At 71.9% G+C, this 21467-nt stretch carries 22 protein-coding genes; 7 read left to right on the plus strand and 15 right to left on the minus strand.

The genetic code is table 11. The features are described 5' to 3' along the window. Nucleotides 1–14 precede the first annotated feature (14 nt). Nucleotides 15–902, plus strand: coding sequence for an SURF1 family cytochrome oxidase biogenesis protein (locus tag J2S59_RS14545; protein ID WP_306825242.1), 888 nt, complete (start codon nt 15–17; stop codon nt 900–902). Here the strand turns inward: J2S59_RS14545 and J2S59_RS14550 are convergent. Genes J2S59_RS14550 through J2S59_RS14565 form a run of 4 tightly spaced genes read right to left on the minus strand, consistent with a single transcriptional unit; the run spans nt 794 to nt 4876 of the window. Beyond that, the gene (locus J2S59_RS14550) at nt 794–1567 is read right to left on the minus strand and encodes an SDR family oxidoreductase (protein WP_068121965.1); all 774 of its coding nucleotides are present in this window, start codon (nt 1565–1567) and stop codon (nt 794–796) included. The two genes, J2S59_RS14545 and J2S59_RS14550, sit on opposite strands and share 109 nt — an antisense overlap. A 20-nt stretch (nt 1568–1587) precedes the next feature. Continuing rightward, nucleotides 1588–3480, minus strand: coding sequence for an ABC transporter ATP-binding protein (locus J2S59_RS14555; protein ID WP_306825243.1), 1893 nt, complete (start codon nt 3478–3480; stop codon nt 1588–1590). Between the two features lie 34 nt (nt 3481–3514). Beyond that, nucleotides 3515–4330 (minus strand): enoyl-CoA hydratase/isomerase family protein, encoded by an 816-nt coding sequence (locus J2S59_RS14560; protein WP_068121742.1) that lies wholly within the window; start codon nt 4328–4330, stop codon nt 3515–3517. A 21-nt stretch (nt 4331–4351) separates the two neighbouring features. Beyond that, nucleotides 4352–4876, minus strand: coding sequence for a MarR family winged helix-turn-helix transcriptional regulator (locus J2S59_RS14565; RefSeq protein ID WP_220138512.1), 525 nt, complete (start codon nt 4874–4876; stop codon nt 4352–4354). An 84-nt stretch (nt 4877–4960) separates the two neighbouring features. On the opposite strand from J2S59_RS14565, the gene J2S59_RS14570 reads away from it, so the two are divergent. Beyond that, nucleotides 4961–7045: an MMPL family transporter gene (locus J2S59_RS14570; protein ID WP_306825244.1), complete on the plus strand. Its 2085-nt coding sequence runs from the start codon at nt 4961–4963 to the stop codon at nt 7043–7045. Between the two features lie 11 nt (nt 7046–7056). Here J2S59_RS14570 and J2S59_RS14575 read toward each other — a convergent pair whose 3' ends face one another. Together J2S59_RS14575 and J2S59_RS14580 are read right to left on the minus strand one after the other, a co-directional pair. Next, nucleotides 7057–8607, minus strand: coding sequence for an ABC-F family ATP-binding cassette domain-containing protein (locus J2S59_RS14575; protein WP_281366795.1), 1551 nt, complete (start codon nt 8605–8607; stop codon nt 7057–7059). A gap of 59 nt (nt 8608–8666) precedes the next feature. After that, nucleotides 8667–9296 (minus strand): TetR family transcriptional regulator, encoded by a 630-nt coding sequence (locus tag J2S59_RS14580; protein WP_068124358.1) that lies wholly within the window; start codon nt 9294–9296, stop codon nt 8667–8669. Nucleotides 9297–9361: 65 nt separating this feature from the next. Between J2S59_RS14580 and J2S59_RS14585 the strand changes: the two genes are divergently transcribed. The 5 genes from J2S59_RS14585 to J2S59_RS14605 are packed head-to-tail and all read left to right on the plus strand — an operon-like array spanning nt 9362 to nt 13364. Beyond that, nucleotides 9362–9973, plus strand: a complete 612-nt coding sequence (locus J2S59_RS14585) for a biotin transporter BioY (RefSeq protein ID WP_068124356.1) — start codon at nt 9362–9364, stop codon at nt 9971–9973. Further along, on the plus strand, nt 9966–10922 hold the full coding sequence (locus J2S59_RS14590; RefSeq protein WP_068124354.1) for an acyl-CoA synthetase family protein: 957 nt from the start codon (nt 9966–9968) through the stop codon (nt 10920–10922). Before J2S59_RS14585 ends, J2S59_RS14590 begins: the two co-directional genes overlap by 8 nt. Further along, nucleotides 10919–12064, plus strand: coding sequence for a thiolase family protein (locus J2S59_RS14595; protein WP_068124353.1), 1146 nt, complete (start codon nt 10919–10921; stop codon nt 12062–12064). The genes J2S59_RS14590 and J2S59_RS14595 overlap by 4 nt, the downstream gene beginning before the upstream one ends. After that, complete coding sequence (locus J2S59_RS14600; protein ID WP_068124351.1) at nt 12058–12759, plus strand: energy-coupling factor ABC transporter ATP-binding protein; 702 nt, start codon at nt 12058–12060, stop codon at nt 12757–12759. Before J2S59_RS14595 ends, J2S59_RS14600 begins: the two co-directional genes overlap by 7 nt. Then, nucleotides 12756–13364, plus strand: a complete 609-nt coding sequence (locus tag J2S59_RS14605) for an energy-coupling factor transporter transmembrane component T family protein (RefSeq protein WP_306825245.1) — start codon at nt 12756–12758, stop codon at nt 13362–13364. Before J2S59_RS14600 ends, J2S59_RS14605 begins: the two co-directional genes overlap by 4 nt. A gap of 5 nt (nt 13365–13369) precedes the next feature. On the opposite strand, the gene J2S59_RS14610 is transcribed toward J2S59_RS14605, so the two are convergent. From J2S59_RS14610 to J2S59_RS14650, 9 genes are all read right to left on the minus strand, one after another. Continuing rightward, nucleotides 13370–14251 (minus strand): phosphotransferase, encoded by an 882-nt coding sequence (locus tag J2S59_RS14610; RefSeq protein ID WP_068123621.1) that lies wholly within the window; start codon nt 14249–14251, stop codon nt 13370–13372. An 11-nt stretch (nt 14252–14262) separates the two neighbouring features. Next, a complete protein-coding gene (locus J2S59_RS14615) occupies nt 14263–14886 on the minus strand; it encodes an acVLRF1 family peptidyl-tRNA hydrolase (protein ID WP_068123622.1) in 624 nt (207 codons plus the stop codon). A gap of 2 nt (nt 14887–14888) precedes the next feature. After that, entirely contained in the window at nt 14889–15248 is a 360-nt protein-coding gene (locus tag J2S59_RS14620; RefSeq protein WP_068123627.1) for a metal-sulfur cluster assembly factor, read from the minus strand. Then, nucleotides 15245–15766 carry a Fe-S cluster assembly sulfur transfer protein SufU gene (gene sufU, locus J2S59_RS14625; RefSeq protein ID WP_068123629.1) on the minus strand — a complete coding sequence of 174 codons (522 nt, stop codon included), beginning with the start codon at nt 15764–15766 and terminating at the stop codon, nt 15245–15247. Before sufU ends, J2S59_RS14620 begins: the two co-directional genes overlap by 4 nt. Continuing rightward, a complete protein-coding gene (locus J2S59_RS14630; RefSeq protein ID WP_306825246.1) occupies nt 15763–17064 on the minus strand; it encodes a cysteine desulfurase in 1302 nt (433 codons plus the stop codon). Before J2S59_RS14630 ends, sufU begins: the two co-directional genes overlap by 4 nt. A gap of 109 nt (nt 17065–17173) precedes the next feature. Further along, a complete protein-coding gene (gene sufC / locus J2S59_RS14635) occupies nt 17174–17932 on the minus strand; it encodes a Fe-S cluster assembly ATPase SufC (RefSeq protein WP_068121448.1) in 759 nt (252 codons plus the stop codon). A gap of 73 nt (nt 17933–18005) precedes the next feature. After that, nucleotides 18006–19193, minus strand: a complete 1188-nt coding sequence (gene sufD / locus J2S59_RS14640) for a Fe-S cluster assembly protein SufD (protein ID WP_068121446.1) — start codon at nt 19191–19193, stop codon at nt 18006–18008. Nucleotides 19194–19263: 70 nt separating this feature from the next. Further along, nucleotides 19264–20721 (minus strand): Fe-S cluster assembly protein SufB, encoded by a 1458-nt coding sequence (gene sufB / locus J2S59_RS14645; protein WP_068119630.1) that lies wholly within the window; start codon nt 20719–20721, stop codon nt 19264–19266. Beyond that, entirely contained in the window at nt 20718–21416 is a 699-nt protein-coding gene (locus tag J2S59_RS14650) for a helix-turn-helix transcriptional regulator (RefSeq protein WP_246360219.1), read from the minus strand. The genes sufB and J2S59_RS14650 overlap by 4 nt, the downstream gene beginning before the upstream one ends. Nucleotides 21417–21467 lie beyond the last annotated feature (51 nt).

Below are 21467 nucleotides of genomic sequence, written 5' to 3' on the forward strand. Positions count from 1 at the left end.
CGTAGGCTCGAGTCGTGCGAGTCCTGTTGAGCCGGCGCTGGGTGGTGTTCGCTCTCGTCGTCGCCCTCGCGGTCTGGGTCGCCTATCTGCTGGGTCAGTGGCAGTTCGACCGCCAGACGCAACGCGAGTCGCGCAACGAGATCACCCGCATCAACCTCGCCGCCGACCCCGTGCCGGTCGGTGAGGTGCTCGCGCCCGGGCAGCCCGTCGACCCTGAGGACGAGTGGCGCGTCGTCGAAGCGCGAGGCACGTACGCGGCCGACGACACGATCGTCATCCGCTACCGCACCCGCAACGGCGCCGCAGGCGTCGACCTCGTGACGCCGCTGGTCACGACCGAGGGTCCCGCCCTCCTGGTCGACCGGGGGTGGCTGGAGACCGACAGCCGCCCCATCGAGGATCGCTCCATCCTCCCCCAGCCACCGGCGGGCGAGGTCACTGTCCGCGCGTGGGTCCGGGTCGATGCGACCGGCCGCTCGGCGGAGGTCGAGGACGCGTCGGCCCGAGCCATATCCAGCGAGGAGATCGCCCCGACGCTCGACTATCCGGTCTACGGCGGGTTCGCCGACCTGGTGGAGGAGTCACCCGCGGCAGCCGACCCGCTCGAGCTCGCCCCTGGGCCCGACCTCGGTGAGGGGCCGCACTTCTTCTACGGCCTGCAGTGGTGGTTCTTCGCAGCGATGGCCATCTTCGGCTTCGGCTACCTCGCCTTCGACGAGATCCGCGCCCGGCGCCGGGGTGAGGACCCCCGCCGCGGCCAGCGCTCCCAGAAGCGCGGGCAGAACACCGGCGCTCAGAGGGCGCGCAGCATCCCGCCGTCGACCGGGAGCATCGCGCCGGACACGAACGACGCCGCCGGCGAGAGCACGAAGGCCGCCACCCGGCCGAACTCGTCGGGCTGACCGTAGCGACGCAGGGGGATCTGCTGCTCGATCGCAGCCCGGGCCGCGTCGGGGTCGCCGCCGATCTCGTCGAGCTCGCGCACCCGCTCGGTGTCGATGCGCCCCGGCAGCAGACCGTTCACGCGTACGCCGCGGGGGCCGAGCTCGTCGGCCAGGGTCTTGGTGGCCATCGCCAGTCCGGGTCGCAGTCCGTTGGACACGGCGAGTCCGGTGATCGGCTGACGCACCGACGACGACAGCACGACCGCGAGCGCTCCCCCGTCGTCGAGCCCGGCACCGAGGTCACGCGCGATCCGCAGGCCACCCAGGAACACGGAGGAGAAGGCGTCGCTCCACTGCTCGTCGGTGATGTCGAGCAGGGCACCTGCGGGCGGTCCACCGACCGAGACCAGCGCACCGTCGAGACGTCCGAACTGCTCCATCGCCACCGTACGCAGCCGCGCGGGCGCCTCGGGATCGGCGTTGTCGATCGCGACGGTGGCGACCTGGTCGGCCGCGCCGTAGACCTCCGCCAGCGACCGGGCCGCCTCGTCGAGGCGCTCGGCGCTGCGGCTGCTCAGCACCACCCGCGCGCCCTCGGAGACCAGGACCCGCGCCGTCGCCAGCCCCAGACCGCGGCTGCCGCCGGTCACGACATAGGAACGTCCTTCGAGTCCGAGCTCCATGAGCCCATCCTCGCATCGCCTCAGTGGACGCGATCGGTCAGGTCGTCCCTCAGGTCATCGATGAGCTGGGTGCGCGCGAGGTCGGCGTAGAGGCCCTCACGCGCCATCAGCTCGGCGTGGGTGCCGCGCTCGCGGATGCGGCCGGCCTCGACCACGAGGATCTGGTCAGCGTGCCGGACCGTCGACAGCCGGTGGGCGATGACGAGGCTCGTGCGGCCGGCCAGTGCCGTGTCGAGCGCCTGCTGGACGGCGCGCTCGGACTCGGAGTCGAGGTGGGCCGTGGCCTCGTCGAGGACCACGATCGGCGGTGCCTTCAGCAGCAGCCTGGCGATCGCCAGTCGCTGGCGCTCGCCACCCGACAGCCGGTAGCCACGGTCGCCCACGACGGTGTCGAGCCCCTCGGGGAGGCGGCGGACAAGATCGCCGACGTGGGCCTGCTCCAGGGCAGCGAGCATCTCGGCGTCGGTGGCGCCCGGACGCGCGTAGCCGAGGTTGCCGCGGATGGTGTCGTGGAACATGTGGGCGTCCTGGGTGACGTAGCCGACCACCTCCTCCAGCGACTCCAAGGTCACGTCGCGGACGTCCTGGCCACCCACGCGCACCGCCCCGGCGTCGACGTCGTAGAGCCGTGCCACGAGGTGGGTGATCGTCGTCTTGCCCGCTCCGGACGGCCCGACGAGCGCGACCATCTGGCCCGGCTCCGCGACGAAGCTGATGTCGTCGAGGACGCGTGCGCTGGGGCCGGAGGTCGTGCGGGTGACGACCTCGAGGCTCGCCAGCGAGATGTCCTCGGCCCGGGGGTAGGCGAAGCCGACCCCGTCGAACTCCAGGCGGGAGGCGGACCGCGGGAGGGCGGTCGCGCCAGGCTTCTCCTGCACCTGTGACGGCAGGTCCAGCACCTCGAAGATGCGGTCGAAGCTGACAAGCGCCGTCATCACGTCGATGCGGACGTTGGCCAGGCCCTGCAGCGGACCCAGGAGCCGGAGCAGCAAGGTCGCCAGGGCGAGCAGGGTGCCGAGCGTGAGCGTGTCGTCGATGACGAGGTGGCCACCGACGCCGTACACCAGCGCGGTGGCGAGCGCCGGGACGAGCATGAGAGTGGCGGTGAAGATGCGGGTGATCAGCGAGATCCGCACGCCGAGGTCGCGCACGCGCGCAGCCTTGCCCGAGAAGAGTGCGTCCTCCTCGTCGCGGCGACCGAACAGCTTCAGCAGCAGCGCACCACCGACGTTGAACCGCTCGGTCATGGTGTTGCCGAGGTCGGCGTTGCCGTCCATCTGCTCCCGAGTCAGCGCGGAGAGCTTGGTGCCCACCCAGCGCGACGCTGTGAGCAGGATCGGGAAGAGGAGCAGGCAGAGCAGGGTGACCTGCCAGCTCAACGCGAGCATCGTGATGCCGACGACGACCACGCTGATGCTGTTGGCGACGGTGCCGGACAGCGTGGAGGTGAAGGCGCGTTGCGCCCCGACGACGTCGTTGTTGAGCCGCGAGACCAGCGCACCGGTCTGGGTGCGGGTGAAGAAGGCCAGCGACATCCGCTGCACGTGCGCGAAGAGCTCGACCCGCAGGCGGTAGATGAGGTTCTCGCCGATGCGGGAGGAGAACCACCCGACCAGCACGGCGACCACGGCGCTCACCAGGGCCACCCCGGCGATCGCGAGCGCCAGCGTCGTCACCAGGTCACCGTCACCGGGCACGATGCCGTCGTCGACGATGCGCTTGATGAGCAACGGCGTCACCACGACCAGCGACGCGTCGAGCACGATGATCGCGACGAAGGTGGCGATCAGGCTGCGCTGGTGCCGTGCGTAGCCGAGCACACGGCGCACCGTGCCGGGCGCGACCCGCGCATCCGCGACGCTGCGGTCGGTGCGCATGTGGCGGAACGCGGGACCCATGCCACTGACGGACATCGGCGTCCTCCTTCCACCCTCGCGGGCGTCCTCGTCAGCCGAGCAGCTCGGCGAGCTCGCGCATCCGGGCGACCTGCTCGGTGCGTTCTGCCAGCGACTGGGCGGCGAGGTCGCGGCCGGCAGCTCCCTGCAGGAGCGCCTTGGTGCCGCGGACCGCGCCGACCGACGTGGCGGTGAGGGCCTCGGTGAGCTGGGCGACCGCGGCGTCGAGCTCGTCACCCGGGACCACCCGGGCGGCCAGTCCGATCGCGAGGGCCTCCGGCGCCTCCACGTAGCGGGCGGTCGCACAGATCTCCAACGCTCTCGCGTACCCAACCAGCTCCACCAGCGGTTTTGTTCCCGTGAGGTCCGGCACGAGCCCCAGCGCAGGCTCCTTCATGCAGAACCGGGTGTCCTCGGCGATCACGCGCAGGTCACAGGCGAGTGCGAGCTGGAAGCCGGCACCGATGGCATAGCCGCGGACCGCGGCGATCGAGACGAACCGCGGGTCCCGCAGCCAGGTGAAGCCCTCCTGGTAGACCCCGATGGTGTCGACGATGTCGGCGTCGGAGTGCTGGAGCAGGTCGAGCACCGACTGCTCGCCCGGGATCCCGTCGGGCGACAGCATCCCGCGGTCGAGCCCCGCAGAGAAAGCGGCGCCGTCGCCCTGCAGGACGACTACCCGGACGCTGGCCGGCAACGCCCGGCCGACGGCAGCGAGCGCGGCCCACATCGACGGGGTCTGCGCGTTGCGCTGCTCGGGGCGGGCCAGCGTGACGGTGGCGCGGGTGTCGGCGCCGGCCGGTGTGGGCTCGAGCGCGACGCGGACGTGGCCGCGGCGAAGCAGGTCGGGATCGACGTCGAGGGTCATGGCGGGAATCGTAGGTGGTGGCTACGACACCGGTTCCGGTCCGTCCTCGCGCAGCGCCTCGGCCCGCATCACCGCCGCCGCGCCCTCGAGGTAGCGGGTCACGACCGCGCGCTCGTCGTCGGTGAAAGCCGCATCGTGGGCCGCGAGCCGCCCGAAGACCGGGATCAGGTGGGCCAGCAGCTCCGCGCGCCCCGACTCCGTGAGGTGCACCTCCGTACGCCGGCCGTCGCTGGGGTGCGGGCGGCGCTCGGCGTGCCCGTGCGAGGTCATCCGATCGACGATCCCCGTCGCCGCCGCGGTGGTCACGTTGAGCAGGCGGGCCATCTCCGCGGGACCCAGCGGTCCGCGCGACAGCGCCTCCAGCGCGGTGATCTCCGACGGGCTGAGCCCGGCCCGCCGCGCGATGGTCCGGCTCAGCTCCGCCTCAGCCCGCACCAGCACCCGCACCGCCTGCAGTGCCGGCGAGCGCACCATCGACCGGGCCCGGGTCCGGACGTCGTCGGTCTCGTCATCTGTCCCGTGGTCGGCCGGACCGTGCGGCTCCACCTGGTTTCACCCGTCCCGTCGCTGGATAGTTAAGTTGGTTAGCAATCTACGTCGTCGTCTCGGCTCTTCGGAAGGTCCCCCGCCATGCCGTCTGCACCCGCCCGCCCCGGTCCCTTCGCCCGGGTCGTCACGGGCCGATCCACCGCGTGGGTCGTCGCACTGCTGCCCCTCCTCATGGCGGGCGTCGTCCTCGGTCTGGTGGGTGAGGCCGAGCGTGAACGGCTTCCCACCGACTCGCTGCCCACCGGCTACGACAGCACCGCCGCCGCGGCGCTGCGCGACCAGCTCCCCGACGACGCGAGTGCCGCCATCATCTTGTGGACCGTCGAGGACGGCGAGCTGGGTCGCGACCAGCTCCCGGTCCTGACCGAGCAGGCCCAGGAGCTCGCGGACGGCGGCGATGAGGTCCCCGTCGTGCCCGCCGAGGACGGCACCGCCGCGATCGCGATCGTGCCGGTCGAGTTCGTCGACAACAACGACAACGCCGACCGGATCGCCGAGATGCGCGAGACGTTGCGCGACGGCGCACCGGACGGCGTCGAGGTCCGGGTGACCGGACCGGCTGCGATCCAGGCCGACCTCGCCGGGGTCTTCGACGGCGCCAACCTCCGGCTGCTGCTCGTGACCGCCTCGGTGGTGACGGTGCTGCTCGTGGTCACCTACCGCAGTCCGATCCTGTGGTTCTTCCCCCTGCTGGTGGTCGGCGTCGCCGACCGCACGGCGGCGATCGCTGCGACCCACGTGCTGAAGGGGCTCGAGGACCTCGGTCTCACCGTCGCGTGGGACGAGTCGACCATCGGCATCTTGTCGGTGCTGGTCTTCGGTGCCGGCACCAACTACGCGCTGCTGCTCATCTCCCGCTTCCGTGACGAGCTCGGCAGCCACGAGCATGTCCGCGAAGCGATGGCGTCTGCGCTGCGCCGTACGCTCGAACCTGTCCTCGCCAGCGCCACCACGGTCGTCCTCGGCGTGCTCGCCCTCGTGCTCTCACTCATCCCCGCCACCCGCGGGCTCGGCATCGCGTGTGCGGTCGGGATCATCATCGCCGCCTTCGCCATCCTGGTCGTGCTGCCGGCCGTGCTCTCGTGCACCGGACGCTGGGTCTTCTGGCCGCGCGTGCCCCGCGAGGGCCAGCCCGCCCTCGCCGACGGTCGTGGGGCGTGGCGGCGCATCGGCGACACCGTCGCCCGTCGTCCCTCCGTCGCGCTCCTCGGCACCATCGTGGTCCTGGGCGCGCTTGCCAGCGGCACGCTGAGCATCAGCACCGGCCTCGATCGGTCCGAGCAGTTCCTCGACGAGCCCGAGGCGATCACCGCCGCGGAGCGGCTCGCGGACTCGTTCCCCGCCGGCACGTCCGACCCGTCGAGCATCGTCACGCGCGCCGACGCCCGCGACGTGGTTGCGGCCGCAGAACAGGTCGAGGGGGTGGGCTCGGTCCGCCCCTCCGCGCAGGCAGAGGGCATCACCCAGCTCGACGTGGTGCTGTCCGCCGAGCCGTCGAGCCCGGAGGCCGAGCAGGCCGTCGTCGACCTCCGCGAGGCGCTCGCCGACTTCGAGGACACCCACGTCGGGGGCGCCGAGGCCGAGGCGATCGACGAGCGGGACGCCACCGGTCGCGATCGGCTCGTCGTCATGCCGCTGATCCTCGGTCTGGTCTTCGTCGCCCTGATCATCCTGCTGCGGTCACTGGTCGCGCCGGTCGTCCTCGCGCTCGCCGTGGTGCTGTCGTATGCCGCGGCGATGGGCGTCGGCTGGTGGGTCTTCACCGGTCCCCTGGGCTTCACTGCCCTCGACTCGAGCGTGCCACTCCTGTCGTTCCTGTTCCTGGTCGCACTGGGGGTCGACTACAGCATCTTCCTCGTCACCCGAGCGCGGGAGGAGGCCGCCGGTTTCGGCACCCGCGAGGGGATCCTGCGGGCGCTCGCCGCGACCGGTGGCGTGATCACCAGCGCCGGCATCCTGCTGGCCGCGGTCTTCGCGGTGCTCGGCGTGCTCCCGTTGGTCGTGCTGGCCCAGGTCGGCACGATCATCTGCATCGGTGTCCTGCTCGACACCCTGATCGTGCGGACGATCCTGGTGCCGGCGGTCGCCCGCCTGCTCGGCGAGACCTTCTGGTGGCCGCGACGGGTCCACGAGACCGGCAAGCACGCCGCGCGTGCGGACGCCTGACCTCGGCGCCGTCAGGCCAGGCTGACCAGCTCGGCGTACTCCTCGTTCCACAGGTCCTCGACCCCGTCCGGGAGGATCAGCACCCGGTCGGGCTCGAGGGCACGGACGGCGCCCTCGTCGTGGGTCACGAGGATGATCGCGCCGGCGTAGCTGCGGATCGCCGCCAGCACCTCCTCCCGGCTTGCGGGGTCGAGGTTGTTGGTGGGCTCGTCGAGCAGGAGCACGTTGGCGCTCGAGACGACGAGGCTGGCCAGCGCGAGCCGGGTCTTCTCCCCACCGGAGAGCACACCGGCGGGCTTGTGGGCGTCGTCGCCGCTGAAGAGGAACGACCCGAGCACGCTGCGTGCCTCGGTGTCGGTGAGCTGGGGAGCGGCGCTCTGCATGTTCTCCAGCACGGTGCGGCTGGTGTCGAGGGTCTCGTGCTCCTGGGCGTAGTAGCCGACCTTGAGGCCGTGGCCGGCGATGACCTTGCCGGTGTCGGGCTCGTCGACGCCGGCGAGGATCCGCAGCATCGTCGTCTTGCCCGCACCGTTGAGCCCGAGGATGACGACGCGTGAACCCTTGTCGATGGCGAGGTCGACGCCGGTGAAGACCTCCAACGACCCGTAGGCCTTGGAGAGGTCCTCTGCGGTGAGCGGGGTCTTGCCGCAGGGAGCCGGCGCCGGGAAGGCGATGCGCGCGACCTTGTCGGCCTTGCGCTCGCCCTCGACGCCCTCCATGAGGCGCTCGGCGCGCTTGAGCATCGACTGCGCGGCCTGGGCCTTCGTGGCCTTGGCACGCATCTTGTTGGCCTGGTCGGTGAGCGTCTTCGCCTTGTTTTCGGCGTTCATCCGCTCCCGGCGACGCCGCTTCTCGTCGGTCTCGCGCTGCTTGAGGTAGGCGTGCCAGCCCATGTTGTAGACATCGATGGTCTGCCGGTTGGCGTCGAGGTGCAGCACCTTGGTGACGGTGTCGGCGAGCAGGTCGGTGTCGTGGCTGATCACGATCAGCCCACCCTTGTGGGCCTTGAGGAACCCGCGCAGCCAGGTGATGGAGTCGGCGTCGAGGTGGTTGGTGGGCTCGTCGAGGATGAGCGTCTCGGCGCCCGAGAAGAGGATGCGTGCCAGCTCGACGCGCCGCCGCTGCCCACCCGAGAGCGTGCGGAGGGGCTGGTCGAGGATCCGGTGCGCGATGCCGAGCGAGGACGCGATCGTCGCGGCCTCGGACTCCGCGGCGTACCCCCCGCCGGCATGCATCTCCGCGTCCGCGCGGGAGTAGCGGCGCATCGCGCGCTCGGCGACCGCGGGGTCGTCGCTGCCCATCTCGACCTCGGACTCACGCAGGCGGCGTACGACGTCGTCCAGACCGCGCGCCGACAGGATCCGGTCGCGGGCGATCTGGTCGGGATCCCCCGAGCGGGGGTCCTGCGGCAAATAGCCGACCTCCCCCACCACGTCGACCCTGCCGGCGGCGGGCAGTGCCTCGCCGGCCAACACCTTGGTCATGGTCGTCTTGCCGGCGCCGTTGCGCCCGACAAGCCCGACCTTGTCGCCCGCGGCGACCCGGAACGACACGTCCTCCATCAGGAGTCGCGCACCAGCACGCACCTGGAGCTGATGAGCGGTGATCACGTGGGACGAGTCTACCGCCGGATGGCCGAGCCGCTGTCAGCACGGGCGTGCAGTCCGTCGATGATCAGGGTGACCCCGAGGTCGTACGCCGCACCGGTGCCGCGCAGAAGGGTCTCGGCGTCGGTGTCGACGGCCCCGGCCGCCGCCGCCTGCACGTGGGTCTGCTCCGCCACGACGTGGCCGAAGACGAAGTGCAGCAGGGTGCGCGCCGCAGCGTCGACCAGCGCGGCGTCGCGGTGGCTGCGGGCGAGCCGCGCGACCAGCGCGTCGTACGGACCGCGGGCACCGAGCCCGAACGACCAGGTGGTCGCGACGACCTCGGCGCCGTCGCGATAGGTCAGCAGCGCCGCCCGGAGGTCCGCGCAGATCGCGCGGACCTCGTCGTCCCAACCTCCGGATGCCGGCGGCTCGCGGTCGGCGAGGATCGCCTCGGCCACCGCGGCGAGCAGGGCCTGCTTGTGCGGGAAGTGGTGGTAGAGCGCGCTCGGCTGGACCGCCAGCTCGGCGGCGAGGCGCCGCATCGTCAGCGACTCCAGGCCGTAGGAGTCCAGCACGCGCAGCGCGTGCCGCACCACGTCGGCCCGCCCGTGGCGGACGTCACCCCTGCTAGATCCCGACCGGGCGGTCCGCTGCTCCGTCACCTGCCGTACCCTACCTGAACACCGTTCACCTGGACGGTGTTCAGGTCTCGTGTCCCGGAGTTGTCATGACCCGCTTCCCCCCCGCCCGTCCCGCTCGCGATCTCGCCCTGGTGGCGACGATGGCCGGTCTCATGGCCGCCCTGGGACTCGTCCCAGCTATCGCGCCGTTCGGCGGTTCGGTCCCCATCACCGCCCAGTCGATGGGCGCGATGCTCGCCGGTGCCCTGCTCGGCCCGCGCTTGGGTGCGGCGTCCATGGCGCTCTTCCTCGGGCTGGTGGCGCTGGGGCTGCCGCTGCTCTCCGGCGGGCGCGGCGGGCTGGGGGTCTTCGCCGGCCCGAGCATCGGCTACCTCGTCGGCTTCGTGGCCGGGGCGTTCGTGGTCGGCCTGCTCACGCACCGCTTCGCCGTGCGCCCCGGCGGTCGCTACGTGCTGTGGGTGGGGATCTGCGCCAACGTGGTCGGCGGAGCGGTCCTGCTCTACCTGCTCGGCGTGCCCGGCACCGCCTGGCGTGCGGACCTCCCGCTCGACACCGCGGCCGTCGCTGCCCTCGCCTTCGTCCCCGGTGACATCCTCAAGGCCGTCGTCGCGGCCCTGGTCGCCCGTGGCGTCTACGCCGCCTACCCGGGCCTGGGGCCGGCGCGTCGTCCCCCGCTCCACGCCGACGCCGGTGTCTGACCCGGTCGACGTCCTCGCCGGGTCCGACCCGGTCGCGGCGGTGCTCGCCGCCTACCGCGACGGAGACCGGCTGCTGCTGCGGACCGGAGGGACGACGGGCGCACCCCGCGTCGTCGTCCGGACCGCGGCGTCGTGGGTCGACTCCTTCCCCACCTACGCCGAGCTCGCCGGCATCGGCCCGGACACCGTCGTCGGGGTGCCGGGTCCGATGACCGCGACGATGAACCTGTTCGCCGTCGCGCAGGCGCGGTGGGCCGGGGCGCGGCACACCCACGACCCGGAGGACGCGACCCATGTCGTGCTGACGCCCGCGCAGCTGCACGCGGTGCTGGACGCCGATGCCGCGCGCCCCGGCACGGTCGCGGTCGTCGCCGGCGACCGCCTGGCGCCGGCCCTGGCGGCACGAGCGCGGGCAGCGGGTCTCGTCGTGCACCACTACTACGGAGCAGCGGAGCTGTCGTTCGTCGCCTGGGGCCCACACGCCGAGCAGCTGAGCGTCTTCCCCGGCGTCGAGGCCGTCGCCCGGGACGGCGAGCTGTTCGTGCGCTCGCCGTACGTCGCCGAGGGCGTCGCGGACGCCGACGGCTGGGCCGGCGTCGGCGATCGCGGACACGTGGTGGGTACCCGCGTCATCGTGCACGGCCGGCCAGGCACCGTCACGACGGCCGGCGCGACCGTCGTCGTGTCGGCGGTCGAGGCCGCGCTCGCCGACCTGGGGGTGGTGGTCGTCGGTATCCCCCACCCACGGCTGGGTGCCGTCCTGGCGGCGGTGCTCCCGGGATCCGTCGGCATCGCCGCGGCCCGCCGCGCCGCCCGGGACCGGCTTCCGTCGAGCCACCGGCCGCGCCGGTGGGTGCACCGGGAGACGCTGCCGCTGACCCGCCACGGGAAGATCGACCGCGAGGCGCTCGCCCGCGCCCTCGCCGCCGACCCGCAGGAGCTGCCATGACCGACGACCGCCCGGTCATCGTCGGTGCCCTGCGCACCCCGATCGGGACGGCGGGACGCGCCCTGGCGTCGGTCGACGCCGCCTCGTTGGCGGCACCGGTGCTGCGAGCGCTCGCCGACGAGCTCACCACGACGCTCGGCGACCCGATGCCCGCCGACGACGTCGTGCTCGGCAACTGCATGGGCCCCGGCGGCGACGTCGCGCGCGTCGCTGCGCTGGCGGCCGGGCTGGGCCACGCCGTCCCGGGGCTGACCGTCGACCGGCAGTGCGGCAGTGGGCTCGCAGCGGTCACGGTCGCAGCCGCCCAGGTGCAGGCGGGCGCTGGCATCGTGCTCGCCGGCGGCACGGAGTCCGCCTCGACGGCGCCCTGGCGCTCCTGGCCGCCGGTCGACGGGGGTGAACCCCGTCGCTACGAGCGCGCACCGTTCGCGCCGGCGGCCGAGGACGACCCCGACATGGGGGTGGCCGCGGACCTGCTGGCCGAGGAGGCCGGCATCGATCGCGCTCGACAGGACGCCTATGCCGCACGCTCGCACGAGCGCGCCTGGCAGCATCGGCAGACCGGTGGCTTCGCCGCGGAGGTCGTCCCGGTCGGTGGCATCGAGCACGACGAGCGGGTGCGGGCCGGGATGAGTGCCGAGCGGCTCGGCCGGTTGCGCCCGGCGTTCCGCCCCGAGGGCACGGTGACGGCCGGCAACTCCTGCGGCGTCAACGACGGTGCCGCCGCGGTCGCGCTGCTGCCTGGGGCGCTGCACGCACAGGTCGGCGTACCGGGGTTGCGGGTGGTGGCTCATGCGAGTGCCGGGGTGGACCCGCGGCGCCCGGGGATCGGGATCGTGCCGGCGGCCGACGCCGCGCTCCGCCGGGCCGGACTGACCCTCGACCAGGTCGACGTCGTCGAGCTCAACGAGGCCTTCGCCGGACAGGTGTTGGCGTGCTGCGATGCGCTCGGGTTGGGTGAGGAGCGCGTGTGCCCGCAGGGCGGGGCGCTCGCCCTCGGCCACCCGTGGGGCGCCAGCGGTGCGGTGCTGCTGGTGCGGCTGTTCAGCCAGCTCGTGCGTGAGGAGCGCGGCCGGACCGGTCTCGCCGCGATCGCCGTCGGCGGCGGTCAGGGGGTCGCGATGGTGGTGGAGCGATGCTGATTGAGGTCGACGGCGTCAGCCACACCTACGGCGACGGCCCGCTGGCCCGCACCGTGCTGCGCGAGGTGTCCGTGCGGCTCGGCGAGCGCCGCATCGGGATCATCGGAGCCAACGGCTCCGGCAAGTCCACCTTCGCGCGGATGCTCAACGGGTTGGTGCTCCCCACGACCGGCAGCGTCCGGGTCGACGGTCACGACACCCGCAAGGACGGTCGGGCCGTACGCCGACGTGTGGGCTTCTGCTTCACCGACCCGGACGCGCAGATCGTGATGCCCACGGTGCAGGAGGACGTCGCCTTCGGGCTCCGGCGGCGGGGCTGGAGCAAGCAGGAGGTCGCGTCGCGGGTCGGGGCGGCGTTGGCGGCGTACGGGCTCGCGGGTCACGCCGACCATCCGGCCCACCTGCTCTCCGGTGGCCAGAAGCAGCTGCTCGCGCTGGCGTCCGTCCTCCTCACCGAGCCGGACCTGTTGGTCATGGACGAGCCGACCACGTTGCTCGACCTGCGCAACGCCCAGCGCGTCGCACGCGTGGTGGCCGAGTTGCCGATGCCGGTCGTGCTGCTGACGCATCACCTCGACCTGCTCGCCGACTTCGACCGGGTGCTCGTCTTCGACGACGGACGGATCACCTTCGACGGCGCGCCGGGTGAGGCGATCGCGGCCTACCGCGAGCTGATGGCGCGGGACGGCACGTGAGCGCAGCGACCTTCGGGCTCTACCACCCCGGCACCTCGGTCGTGCACCGGCTGCCGGCGGGCGCGAAGCTGCTGGCGCTGTGCGCGGCGGGTGTCGGATCGGTGTTCGCAGCGTCGGTGCTGGGGGTGACGGCGTACCTCGCCGTGGCGGTGCTGGTCCCGCTCGTCGCGCGGGTGCCGGGCCGGGCGCTGGTGCGCCAACTCCGGCCCTTGCTGGTGTTCGTCGTGGTGCTGGCGGGCTTCCACGCCCTCGTGTCCAGCCCGGAGCGTGCGTACGTCGTCGTCGGGATGCTGCTCGCTCTCGTGCTCCTCGCGACGGCGCTGACGATGACCACGCCGACGTCGGCACTGGTCGACGTCGTCGTCCGCGTGGCAGGGCCGCTGCGCCGGGTCGGTGTCGATCCCGAACGACTCGGCCTGCTGCTCGCCCTCGGGTTGCGCGCCATCCCGGTCGTGATCGGCCTGGCGCTGGAGGTCCGCGACGCCCAGCGCGCGCGGGGGCTGGGTGCGAGTCCGCGTGCGTTCGCCGTTCCCCTCATCGTCCGCTCGCTGCGGCACGCCGACCGGGTCGGTGAGGCGTTGGCGGCGCGCGGCGTCGACGACTGAGACGCTCAGAACTCGACGACCGCCTCGAGCATGTCGGCGAAGCGCAGCGCCTCGTGGATCGCCGCGTCCTCGTCGGGTCCGCCGAGGGCGTGGGCGAGCCGGGTCAGCAGGGTGTAGGCCGCCATGATCGCCGCGCCGTGCACCACGTCGCGTTCGGCGTACGCCGCTCCGCCGCGCCGTCCTGAGCTGGTCGAAGGATCCAACCCGGCCCGGTACGCCGTGAGCAACGGCCCCAGCGGGTCACGCACCGACAGCAGCACGATCCCGAGGTCGGCACCGAGGGGCTGCAGCCCGACGGCCGACCAGTCGATCGCGCGGACCCCGCCGGGCACACGCGCGCGCAGGTTCGCCCCGATCGCGTCCCCGTGGCTGAGGACCAGCGGCAGGGAGACGAAGGTCTCCCCCAGCTCGTCGCGGCGACGCCACAGCACCTCCGCGACCCCGGCGAGCGGGGTGGTCTCGAGCCCGTGCCAGCCGCCACCGTGCTCGAGGGACCGCAACCGGTCGGGCAGGCTCGGCCGGCTCCACCACGCAGCAGCCGGCACGGCGCAGGCCGCGAAACGGCCCAGCGCCCAGGCACGCTCCTCGCCGCTCAGCTCGTCGTCGGGGACCCACGGCGAGACCAGAGTCGCGCCGGCGTCGTCCTCATGGACCTCCACCGGCGGCGCGCAGAGGCCGGGGGTCTCCCGGAACGCCTCCTCGCGCGCCACCTCGACCTCGCGGCGCCAGTAGGTCCAATGCGCCGGGTCGTGGGCCGCTGCATCGTCCTCGCCCGGGCGGACGAGCCTCTTGACGACCCACGGCCGCTCGCCCGGCACGAGGAAGACCCCGGCGGTGCTGCTGCGCGGTGGCGCGAGCTGCTGCCACGCAGGGTCGGGGCGCCACATGGCATGCGAACCTACTGGTCGCGCTCCGGATCGTGGATCGCGACGCGCACACCCTGCGCCTCCCGGATCGCGGCGAGCAGCGCATCCTGCGACGGTATGGGGAAGGTGAGCGCGACGTCGGGGACGGGATCCGGCAGCGCCCGCAGGTCGTGGTCGTCGAGCACCGCGGCGAGCGCGGCTCGGTCACCACCGACCAGCAGCAGTGGCACGGGCGCCGGGTCGAGCAGGAGCAGCGCCGCGCGATCGGCGGCAGCGGCGTACGACGCCTTCGCCTGGTTGTCGCGCCGACGCGCGAAGCGCTGCTGGCTCTGCCCGCCCGCCTTGCTGCGCCCCTGGACGTGGCGGCGCGACACCTTGGTCGCCACGGGCGTCGTGCCGTGCAGGCGCGCCACTGCGTGCCCGGCCTTCCGGGCGAGGAGGACGCCCCAGTCGTCGGGCGGCGCGAGCAGGCCCGGCAGTGCACCAAGTTCCTCGATGGCCCGGCCGTACGGCGCCCGCACCTCGGCGTACGCACCGTCGGCACCCGTGAGATGCAGGACGCCGGCCGCGACGTGCACCTCCACCGGGTGGTGGCGTGCGTCGAAGCCGGCGTACCAGCGATCCCAGCGCTCCGGTGGCACCACCAGGTGCCGCACGCTCAGACGTTGAAGCCGAGGGCGCGCAGCTGCTCGCGGCCGTCGTCGGTGATCTTGTCCGGGCCCCACGGTGGCATCCAGACCCAGTTGATCGTGACGTCGTTGACCATGCCCTCCAGGGCACTGTGGGTCTGGTCCTCGATCACGTCGGTCAGCGGGCAGGCCGCGGACGTCAGCGTCATGTCGAGGACGACGTTGTGCTCGGGGTCGAGGTGCACGTCGTAGACGAGACCGAGGTCGACGACGTTGATGCCGAGCTCGGGGTCGACGACGTCCTTCATCGCCTCGGTGACCTCGTCCTTCGTCAGCGTGGTCGTGCCGCCGCCGAGGTCCACCTCGGGCAGGTCTGAGTGGTCGCTCATGACGGGTCCTCCTGTGCAGTCGGGTCACTGGCGGCGGCCGCGAGCGCGGCGCCACCTCCAGCCTGGTTGGTGGCGTCCTTCCAGGCCATCCAGGCGAGCAGTGCGCACTTCACGCGCGCGGGGAACTTCGCGACGCCGGCGAAGGCGATGCCATCGCCGAGGACGTCCTCGTCGGGCTCGACCTGGCCGCGGCCCTGCATGAGCGCGAGGAAGTCGGCGTGGATCACCGCGGCCTCGCGCACCGGCTTGCCGATGAGCAGCTCGGTCAGCACCGATGTCGACGCCTGGCTGATCGAGCACCCCTCGGCGGCGTAGGAGACGTCGGCGACGACCGCGTCCTCCCCCTCACCCTCCAGGTGGACGCGCAGGGTCACCTCGTCCCCGCAGCTGGGGTTGACGTGGTGCACCTCCGCCTCGTGCGGGTCGCGCAGCCCCGCGTTGAGCGGGTTCTTGTAGTGGTCGAGGATGATCTCCTGGTAGAGCGCATCCAGGTCCTGACCGGGGGCGAACGAGCTCATGCGCCCGCTCCCGCCACCGTCGGGACCGTGCCGAAGTAGCGCTGCGTGTGGGCCAGGCCCTCGATGAACGCGTCGATCTCGGCCGGTGTCGTGTAGAGGTACGACGACATCCGCGCCGAGCTCTGCACGCCGAAGCGCGCGTGTGCGGGCTTGGCGCAGTGGTGGCCCGCGCGCACGGCAATGCCCCGGGAGTCGAGCACCTGGGCGATGTCGTGCGGGTGGATGCCCTCGACCTCGAAGGAGATCGCGCCACCGCGCTCGCGCGCCGTGCGCGGCCCGAGGATCGTGATCCCGGGCAGCGTCGCCAGACCCTCGAGGGCGTAGGCCGTGATGGTCTCCTCGTGGCGGCGGATGGCGTCCAACCCGACACTCTGGAGGTAGTCGACCGCGACGCCGAGCCCGACCGCCTCGGCGATCGGCGGGGTGCCCGCCTCGAACTTGTGCGGGATGGCGGCGTACGTCGAGCGCTCCATCGCGACCGTCGCGATCATCTCGCCGCCACCAAGGAACGGCGGCAGCTGCTCGAGGATCGCGCGCCGGCCCCACAGCACGCCGATGCCGGTCGGACCGACGACCTTGTGGCTGGTGAAGACCAGCAGGTCGGCGCCGGAGGCGACCACGTCGACCGGCATCTGCGGCGCGGCCTGCGAGGCGTCGACGACCACGATCGCCCCGACCTCGTGGGCCCGCCGCGCGATGTCGGCGACCGGGTTGATCGTGCCGAGCATGTTGGACACCCATGTCAACGACACCACGCGGGTGCGCTCGGTGATCAGCGAGTCGATGTCGCTCAGGTCGAGCAGGCCGTCGTCGGTGAGCCCGAACCAGCGCAGCTTCGCGCCGGTGCGCTCGGCCAGCATCTGCCACGGCACGATGTTGGAGTGGTGCTCCATCTCGGTGATGACGATCTCGTCGCCCTCACCGAGCCGGTCCCATTGCGCCGCACCGGTGTCGATCCCCCGCGCGTCACCCAGGCTGCGCGCGACGAGGTTGAGCGCCTCGGAGGCGTTCTTGGTGAAGATGACCTCGTCGCGCGAGGGCGCGTTGAGGAACGCCGCGACCCTGTCCCGGCCGCCCTCGAACGCCTCCGACGCCTCGACGCCGAGCTGATGCATCGCCCGGGCCACGTTGGCGTTGTGGTGCTCGAGGTGGTCGACCATCGCGTCGATGACCACCTGCGGCTTCTGCGAGGTGTTCGCGCTGTCGAGGTAGACCAGCGGGTGCCCGCCCGCGAGCGTGCGCTCGAGGATCGGGAAGTCCTGCCGGATCATCTCCAGCTCGGGGAGGAGTCCCTCCATCGCGTGTCCTTCCTGCGTCGTGCTGAGTGGTGCTGGGCCAGGCGGAGGAGCGAAGGCGGCCGTCGGGCGAAGCGGGCCGCCGAGCGACGACCACGCCGCCCAGTGCCGCTCAGACCGACGCAGCGGTGTACTTCTCGTAGCCGTTCGCCTCGAGCTCGTCGGCGAGCTCGGGACCACCCTGCTCGGCGATCCGGCCGTCGACGAAGACGTGGACCTGGTCGGGCTTGATGTAGCGCAGGATCCGCGTGTAGTGCGTGATCAGCAGGACGCCCTTGCCCTCCTGCTCACGGAAGCGGTTCACGCCCTCGGAGACGATCCGCAGCGCGTCGATGTCGAGGCCGGAGTCGGTCTCGTCGAGGACGGCGACCTTGGGGTTCAGCAGCTCGAGCTGGACGATCTCGTGACGCTTCTTCTCACCACCGGAGAAGCCCTCGTTGACGTTGCGCTGGGCGAACGCGGGGTCCATCTGGACCCGGCTCATCGTCTCGTTGACGTCCTTGACCCAGGTGCGCAGCTTGGGGGCCTCGCCATCGATGGCGGTCTTGGCGGTGCGCAGGAAGTTCGACACCGAGACGCCGGGCACCTCGACGGGGTACTGCATCGCGAGGAAGAGACCGGCGCGGGCGCGCTCGTCGACGCTCATCTCCAGCACGTCGTCACCGTCGAGGGTGACCGTGCCGGAGGTGACCGTGTATTTCGGGTGGCCCGCGATCGAGTAGGCCAGCGTGGACTTGCCGGACCCGTTGGGGCCCATGATCGCGTGGGTCTCGCCGCCGTTGATGGTCAGCGTGACGCCCTTGAGGATCTCCTTGGGACCGTCCTCGGTCTCCACGGAGACGTGCAGGTCCTTGATCTCCAGGGTGCTCATTGCAGGGTGCTCCTTGTGCGGGGTCTCGACGAGCTCGACCAGCAAGGTGGGCGGCTCGACCGGTGGAATGGGGTCAGCGGATCTCGAGCAGGTGCCGCTCGAGCTCGGACTCGACGGTGGACTGCAGGCGCTCCTCGAGGGCGGGGACGCCGATCTTGCGGATGAGGTCGGCGAAGAAGCCGTGGACCACCAGTCGGCGGGACTCCTCCTCGCTGATGCCGCGCGAGCGCAGGTAGAACAGCTGCTGGTCATCGAACCGGGCCGTCGCCGAGGCATGCCCGGCACCGGCGATCTCGCCGGTCTCGATCTCCAGGTTGGGCACCGAGTCGGCGCGGCAGCCCTCGGTGAGCACGAGGTTGCGGTTCTCCTCGTAGGTCTCGATCCCCTCGGCGACCTTGCGGATCAGCACGTTGCCGATCCACACGGTGTGCGCGCCCTCGCCCTGCAGCGCACCCTTGTAGATCGCGTTGCTCTTGGTGCGGGGCGCGGTGTGGTCGGCGAAGATGCGGTGCTCGAGGTGCTGACCGGCGTCGGCGAAGTAGAGACCGAGCAGCTCGGCCTCGCCCCCGGGGCCGTCGTAGGTGACGTTGGAGTCCATCCGGACCAGGTCGCCGCCGAAGCTGATCGCGACGTGCTTGTAGCTCGCGTCGCGGCCGACCTGCGCCTGGTGGTGCGAGAGATGCACGGCGTCGTCGGCCCAGTCCTGCAGCGAGACGACCGTGACCTGCGCGCCGTCGCCGACGGCGACCTCCACGACCTGGGCCAGCGCGGCCGAACCGGTGTGGTTGAGCACCACGACGGCTCGCGCGTGGGCACCGAACCGGAGGACGACCCGTCCAGCCTCGTTGACGCCGGCGTCGGCGCCGGTCAGGTCGATCATCACCGGCTCGGCGATCTCGGCGTCGGCCGGCACGTCGACCAGCAGCGCCGTGTCGACCTCGGCCAGGATCCGGGCGGTGAACCGGCTGTTGGGCACGAGACCGCTGATCCCCTTGAGGGCGGCGGCCTCCTCACCGGAGACCTCCTCGACCCGGACCCCGTCCGGGGCCGTCCAGGTGCGCGCGGTGCCACCGGTGCCGAACGGCGCGTCGGCGTGCAGCTCCTTGAGCCGGTTGAGCGGGGTGAACCGCCAGATCTCGTCCTTGCGCCCCGGGACGGGGTGCGCCTCGACGTCCCACGACCCCTCGGGGTGCAGGTGCGAGAGCACCTTGTCTCCTGCCTCCGCTGCGCGTGCGGCCGCGGGCTCTTGCGTCACAGTCACGTCTGTCCTTCGTTCCTCGTCTGGTCGGTCGCGGATGGGGTGTGGCGGGTGGGTGATCAGCAGCTGCTGGTCAGCCGACCGCGCCCTCCATCTGCAACTCGATGAGCCGGTTGAGCTCGAGGGCGTACTCCATGGGCAGCTCCTTGGCGATGGGCTCGACGAAGCCACGCACGATCATCGCCATCGCCTCGTCCTCCTCCATCCCGCGGCTCATGAGGTAGAAGAGCTGGTCCTCAGAGACCTTGGAGACGCTCGCCTCGTGGCCCATCGACACGTCGTCCTCGCGGATGTCGACGTACGGGTAGGTGTCGGAGCGGCTGATCTGGTCGACCAGCAGCGCATCGCACAGGACGTTGGACTTCGAGCCGTAGGCGCCCTCGTTGACCTGCACGAGACCGCGGTACGACGTCCGGCCGCCGCCGCGCGCCACCGACTTGCTCAGGATCGAGCTGGAGGTGTGGGGAGCGGCGTGCACCATCTTGGCGCCGGCGTCCTGGTGCTGGCCCTCGCCCGCGAAGGCGATGGAGAGGGTCTCGCCCTTGGCGTGCTCACCCATGAGGAACACGGCCGGGTACTTCATCGTCACCTTGGAGCCGATGTTGCCGTCGACCCACTCCATGGTGGCGCCGGCCTCGCAGGTCGCGCGCTTGGTCACCAGGTTGTAGACGTTGTTGGACCAGTTCTGGATGGTCGTGTAGCGGCAGCGGCCGCCCTTCTTCACGACGATCTCCACGACGGCGGAGTGCAGCGAGTCGGAGCTGTAGATCGGCGCGGTGCAGCCCTCGACGTAGTGAACGTAGGCACCCTCGTCGACGATGATCAGCGTGCGCTCGAACTGGCCCATGTTCTCGGTGTTGATCCGGAAGTAGGCCTGCAGCGGGATGTCGACGTGGACACCCGGCGGGACGTAGATGAACGAACCGCCCGACCACACGGCGCTGTTGAGCGCGGAGAACTTGTTGTCACCGATCGGGATGACCGTGCCGAAATACTCCTGGAAGATCTCCGGGTGCTCGCGCAGCGCGGTGTCGGTGTCGAGGAAGAGAACGCCCTGCGCCTCGAGCTCCTCGTTGATCTTGTGGTAGACCACCTCGGACTCGTACTGCGCGGCGACGCCGGAGACCAGCCGCTGCTTCTCGGCCTCGGGGATGCCGAGCCGGTCGTAGGTGTTCTTGATCTCCTCCGGCAGGTCGTCCCAGGTCTGGGCCTGCTTCTCGGTGGAGCGGACGAAGTACTTGATGTTGTCGAAGTCGATGCCGTCGAGCTCGGCGCCCCAGCGGGGCATCGGCTTGCGGTCGAAGAGCTTCAGGCCCTTGAGCCGGAAGTCGAGCATCCAGTCGGGCTCGTCCTTCTTGGAGGAGATGTCGCGGACGACGGCCTCGCTCAGGCCGCGCTGCGCGGCAGCGCCGGCGACGTCGGCGTCGGCCCAGCCGAACTCGTAGCGGCCGATCCCCTCGAGGCCCGGGTTGAGCTCCTCGATCGTGGGCTGCGCACCGGTGGTTGCACCAGTCGTGGGGGAGGTGGTCATGAGGACGCTCCGTTCTTGTCGGGGATGGAGCCGGACAGGCGTGTGGTGTCGGGAATGCAGGTGGTGCAGACGCCGTCGCCGTGGGCGATGGTGGCGAGGCGCTGCACGTGGCGGCCGAGGATGCGGGAGATGACCTCCGTCTCGGCCTCGCACAGCTGGGGGAACTCGTGGGCGACGTGGGCGACCGGGCAGTGCTGCTGACACAGCTGCTCACCGACCGGGGCCTGCCGCACCGACGCGGCGTAGCCGTGCCGGCTGAAGATGACCGCGAGCACCTCGGCGGGGCTCAGGTCGGGGTGGGAGGCGCTGACCTCGGCGAACTCCGCCTCGAACGTCGCGACCCGGCGGCGCGCGAAGGCCATGACGGCCTCCTCGCCCCCGGTCTCGGCCAGGAAGCGCAGCGCGTCGACCGCGAGGTCGTCGTAGTGCTGGTCGAAGGCGTCGCGTCCGGCCGGGGTCAGGGCGAAGAGCTTGGCGGGTCGTCCGCGGCCGCGCGCACCGTGCGCACGCGGCTCCCGCGGCTCCACCTGGCCCTCCTCGAGCAGCTGATCGAGGTGGCGGCGTACGGCGGCAGGGGTCAGCTCCAGGCGCGCAGCCAGGGCGGCAGCCGTCGACGGACCGTTCTCCAGGATGGAGCGCGCCACGCGCTCGCGGGTGGTGTCCTTGGGGGGTTCAGCAGGGACGTCGAGAGTCACCGGTCCCGAGCGTGCGCGCCGCGGCATGCGGTCAGTCGCTCGGATTTCCAC

Source organism: Nocardioides massiliensis (genome assembly GCF_030811215.1).
GTDB classification, from domain to species: domain Bacteria; phylum Actinomycetota; class Actinomycetes; order Propionibacteriales; family Nocardioidaceae; genus Nocardioides_A; species Nocardioides_A massiliensis.